Genomic DNA, 4,328 nt, shown 5'->3' on the forward strand with positions numbered 1-4,328 from the left:
GTTTTGAACCCATTACCATCTCTTTTTACAAGCCACTTAGCGGAAACTAAAGATTAAGCGAAGATTTTTCTTCATAGATATTAAATTCACGGTTTAATTCCTTTTAAAAAAAGAGTAAGAGTGAAAGATCGATTTCGCTATTGCTCCTCCTTGACCTAGCCAGCTAAATAATGGCAGCGACCAAGTTGGTCATAGGATCTTTGTTCCAAAAATCCACAATGAGACGATATACATAGTTTTGTATGTACATTTTTACACACGATTCAATTATAATGGAGTCCCTGAGTTATTGGTTAAAACTCAACTTGCAATTTTGTAAACCGAATAGCACATGGGCAAATCATTGGTCAAACAAAATGCAATCAAGGGCTTATGAATGTTTGCCCCCATGAAAAGATAATAACCTTTCAACAGATTGACACACCCTCCCACATCAGGTATCCTTGCCTTGTCTGGGCAGGCCCGGCGCGGCGGAAGACTCTCAATCCCGCCAGGTCCGAAAGGAAGCAACGGTACGGAACTCTCTCCGGGTGCCGCCGACATCCTGCTCAGATATTTTTATTTCAAAGACAGTATTTAATTTGGCCCTTCAAATGATGCCTCGTTGGTTACAAATCCTCCTCGCAGCCGCAATCGGTCTCGCCGCCGGACTATATTATGGCTGGAGCATCGCCCCTGTCGAATATATTGAAGCATCTCCTGGCGCCTTGCATATCGACTATCGCAGCGACTACGCCATCATGGTCGCCGAGGCCTACAAAAATGAAGGCAATCTTGATCTTGCCGCCCGCCGTCTGGGATTACTCGGCAGCGCCCCTCCCGCTGAAATCATTCAGGAAATTCTTGAATACTCTGAAAAGGCCGATTATTCAGAGGAAGACATCGAATATCTTGAAGTATTGATGAAAGCGATCAAACCCTGGCAGCCTTCCTTTCGGGAGATCTCTCCGTGAAGATGGATAAAATCCCCTGGCATCTCCTCGCCGGACTCATCCTTGGCCTTGGGCTGGGTCTCCTTATCTCATGGGTGATTGCTCCGGTAGAATACACCGATGCCCCACCATCCATTTTGCGAAGCGATTTCAAGGAGGAATACCGTTCTTTGATCGCCTCTGCTTACGCTTCGACCAGTGATCTCGGGCGAGCAGAAAAACGCTTGGCAACTCTGGGCGATGCGAATTCAATTGACCTTCTTGAAAGCCAGGCGCAGCGGGCACTCGCATCCGGAGAACCATCTGCATCAAGAAATGCAATCGCTGAGTTAGCTGCTGATCTTGCGCAAAAAAAAGTGTCCAATCTGGTGACCGCAACCAGTACTCGCTTCCTGACCCAAACATCCCTGCCCCCTACTCCAACAGGAACACCTCCTACGCCTACAAAAATCATAGCCACATCCGAACCTGCCACGGCCACATTAACGCCCGTGCCCATTTATACACGCACCCCACGCTCCACTACGACAGCAAGCCCAACAGCGGGCGCGCCCTTTATGCTTTTATCACAGGATGAAATTTGCAGTACGAATATATCTGAAGGGCTATTGATGGTCTATGTCAGCGATTCTGCCCAAAATTCTATTTCTGGTGTTGAGATCATCGTCGAGAGGGATGGGGACGAGGAGCATTTCTTTACTGGTCTAAAGCCAGAGTTAGACCACGGCTACGCCGATTATGCAATGGATGCTAGTCAACGCTACAGACTACACCTGGCCGCTGGAAGTACCGCCGTTACGGATTTGAGTGCGCCACCCTGCCAGGATAGCAACGGGGATCATTATTGGGGCAGTATACGGCTAAGATTTCAGCAACCCTAGACAAGCAAGATTATTAAAACAAAATACCCCGAGAGCGAAAAATTTCCCAGGGCATTTCATCTTAAAAATAGCTATTTAGGGAACCATGGGGTTATTAAGCGCCCAATCATTTCCCAGCATTATTTCTACATCTGATCCCGCAGCAGGGTCAAAACGGAATATGACCTGTTGATTGCTATTTGCCTGGACAAGATCGAGGATATAGCGGAGCGTGTACAAATCTGCGTTGTGCAGAACAACAGTTGTTTGGTCATAGGCTTTGTCTGCACTGCCGATGCCAACAACATTCATCCCTTGAGATGAAAAATAAACTTGTGAACGTGCGGCAAGTTCAGTCGATTCAACAATTCCATACGCACCATTTAAAATATTAACACGCGAGCCTTCAGCCTGCATCAGGGATACGGGATCTCCCACAGCCAGCGGACTTAGTGCCCCACCGGTTGTGAAAATTTCATCCCTCATTTCACGAATTTTATCAGGGATGGGTTTTACAATTGATAGACCATCAGGGGATCGCTCAATAATGCTCATTGTGTAATCAATCACCCCACGCTTAATCTGGCTTATGTCAATTTGAGTGGCCAGAGTCGCCAACTTTAAGGAATCTTCAAAAGTCATATTTGAACGCAACCCCGCAGAGGCTTCATTATAGATATCCGGGGCCATCGCCACCATTGAAGGAAAATTCTCTACCGATAAAACCTGGTTACGCAAGGCCATGATGACTTCCTGCTGGCGTCTGGCTCGATCTACATCGCCGCCATCTGTACTTTTGCGATCACGGGCGTAGGCCAGTACCATATAGCCATCCAGAGTTTGGCAACCTTTCTCAATCGCCTGCTTTGGCTTGGAACCAATTGGGTCAACGCGAATTTTTTGTGAAATACAGATATATAACCCACCCATTGCATCTATGGCTTCTTCAAATGCGTGGAAATCGACCTGAGCATAGTACTGGATCGGAACACCGATGAAACGCTCGATTGTCTGCACAGCAAGTCCAGGGCCACCACCCGGCAATTTATATTGTTCGCCTAATGCGTAAGCTGTATTGATCTTGCCATAACCAAATCCACCAGGAATATCAACCCACATATCACGTGGGATGGAGAGCATTCCAGCCGTTTTACTAACCGGATCAATGGTGAAGAGAATCATCGTGTCAGAACGCGGTGCATCACTTTCCAAATCTCTTGCATCCAAACCCATGAATAAAATCGTGACCCGACTACCTCCGTCCCAGGATTCGGGTAAATTGCTTTCAGGAGCTTCTACCACTGATTCTGGCTGCGGTGCACCCCCGTCGACAGGTGCTTCCGGAGAATCAACAACCGCCATCCCGGGAAGGTTGATCATCGTAATACTTGCCACAAAACCACGCAAAAAAGTATATGCACTTATTGCCAATACCAATGCAATCACCCAAGGGATAATCATTCCGAGGGAGAGACTCTTAATATAGGTAAGGATCTTCTGGAAATCAATCTTCTTTTCATTCATACTATTAATCCAATTTTAGATAGACCATATCCTGGCCCATATTTTTAAGCCCTGTTTCGGCCCAATGGTTCATAAATACAGAGTCTTCTTCCAATGCAGCCATCATTGCCGGAATCGCGCGGGGGTCAGCAATAATTGCCAAAGCACGGATCGCTCCCAGGCGGGCAGTTTTTACTTGAAGAATATTTTCTCCAGTTTCACTTTCTTCAAACACTAATAATAACTCATCAACCGCCGCAATTCCAACTTTGGATAAAGCGTTGGCAGCCAGTGTCGAGACCATCGAGTCCGGGTCATGTAAGGCTTTGACCAAAGCGGACACAGATCTATCATCCGGGTGAACTGACAAGCCCAATGCGGCACATTGACGCACCTCTACTGATTCGTCATCGAGCGCGGCAAGCATCCAATTCACATCCGCATTTTCGATCTGAGCTAGAACGCTCAATGCCCACCAGCGATGATTGGGATCGGGGGAATCCAATAGATTTTTCATAGCCGGAAAAGATTTCTCACCCTCCGCGACCAATTTATTCATCGCAGATTCAGCGTGTTTGTCGTCTCCACTGGTTAACTCAGATATTAAAATGTCCATAGTGAACATTGCACATCAGCCTATTTAGGTTCAGGAGGCGGGACGGGCAATTCGTTGACAGAGGTAGCCACCCATTTATCGCCTTCGTCAATCAGCATGACGGGAATATCATCCACAATCGGGTATTTACGATCACACTCCTGACAGATCAGCCAGGAATCTTTTTCAAGTGTGAGTAACCCTTCTTTTTCCCGTACACAAGCAGGGCAACGCAGGATTTCAAGCAAATCTTGACTTACCATTATATTCTCCTTGTTCAAGGCGGTATTTTACCAGAGTTTAGACTTCAGACTTTAGACTTTAGACTTTAGACTTTAGACTTTAGACTTTAGACCTCAGACTATAGACTTCAGAGGTAAGACATCAGTTACTGACATAGTTCCGTTTTCTTTGCCAGTTTTTCCGGGTCTTCGGTAC

5 protein-coding genes and 1 other RNA gene are annotated in these 4,328 nt (G+C 46.6%); 3 read left to right on the forward strand and 3 right to left on the reverse strand.

The annotated features are described in order from the left end of the window. Positions 1 to 454: 454 nt before the first annotated feature. The 3 genes from ffs to AC3DOM_RS16090 all read left to right on the forward strand — a co-directional run bounded on the left by ffs (position 455) and on the right by AC3DOM_RS16090 (position 1,813). Positions 455 to 553: signal recognition particle sRNA small type (gene ffs / locus AC3DOM_RS16080), an RNA gene on the forward strand. A gap of 40 nt (positions 554 to 593) precedes the next feature. Next, positions 594 to 953 (forward strand): hypothetical protein, encoded by a 360-nt coding sequence (locus AC3DOM_RS16085; RefSeq protein WP_487920057.1) that lies wholly within the window; start codon positions 594 to 596, stop codon positions 951 to 953. Next, positions 950 to 1,813 carry a hypothetical protein gene (locus tag AC3DOM_RS16090; protein ID WP_487920058.1) on the forward strand — a complete coding sequence of 288 codons (864 nt, stop codon included), beginning with the start codon at positions 950 to 952 and terminating at the stop codon, positions 1,811 to 1,813. The genes AC3DOM_RS16085 and AC3DOM_RS16090 overlap by 4 nt, the downstream gene beginning before the upstream one ends. A gap of 75 nt (positions 1,814 to 1,888) precedes the next feature. Here AC3DOM_RS16090 and AC3DOM_RS16095 read toward each other — a convergent pair whose 3' ends face one another. From AC3DOM_RS16095 to AC3DOM_RS16105, 3 genes are read right to left on the reverse strand one after another with little or no spacing between them, the layout of a single operon-like run. Next, a complete protein-coding gene (locus tag AC3DOM_RS16095) occupies positions 1,889 to 3,316 on the reverse strand; it encodes an LCP family protein (protein WP_487920059.1) in 1,428 nt (475 codons plus the stop codon). 4 nt (positions 3,317 to 3,320) lie between these two features. Then, positions 3,321 to 3,911 (reverse strand): HEAT repeat domain-containing protein, encoded by a 591-nt coding sequence (locus tag AC3DOM_RS16100; protein WP_487920060.1) that lies wholly within the window; start codon positions 3,909 to 3,911, stop codon positions 3,321 to 3,323. A 20-nt stretch (positions 3,912 to 3,931) separates the two neighbouring features. Further along, positions 3,932 to 4,153, reverse strand: coding sequence for a Trm112 family protein (locus AC3DOM_RS16105; protein ID WP_487920061.1), 222 nt, complete (start codon positions 4,151 to 4,153; stop codon positions 3,932 to 3,934). Between the last annotated feature and the right edge of the window lie 175 nt (positions 4,154 to 4,328).

Source organism: Candidatus Desulfolinea nitratireducens, assembly GCF_982879505.1.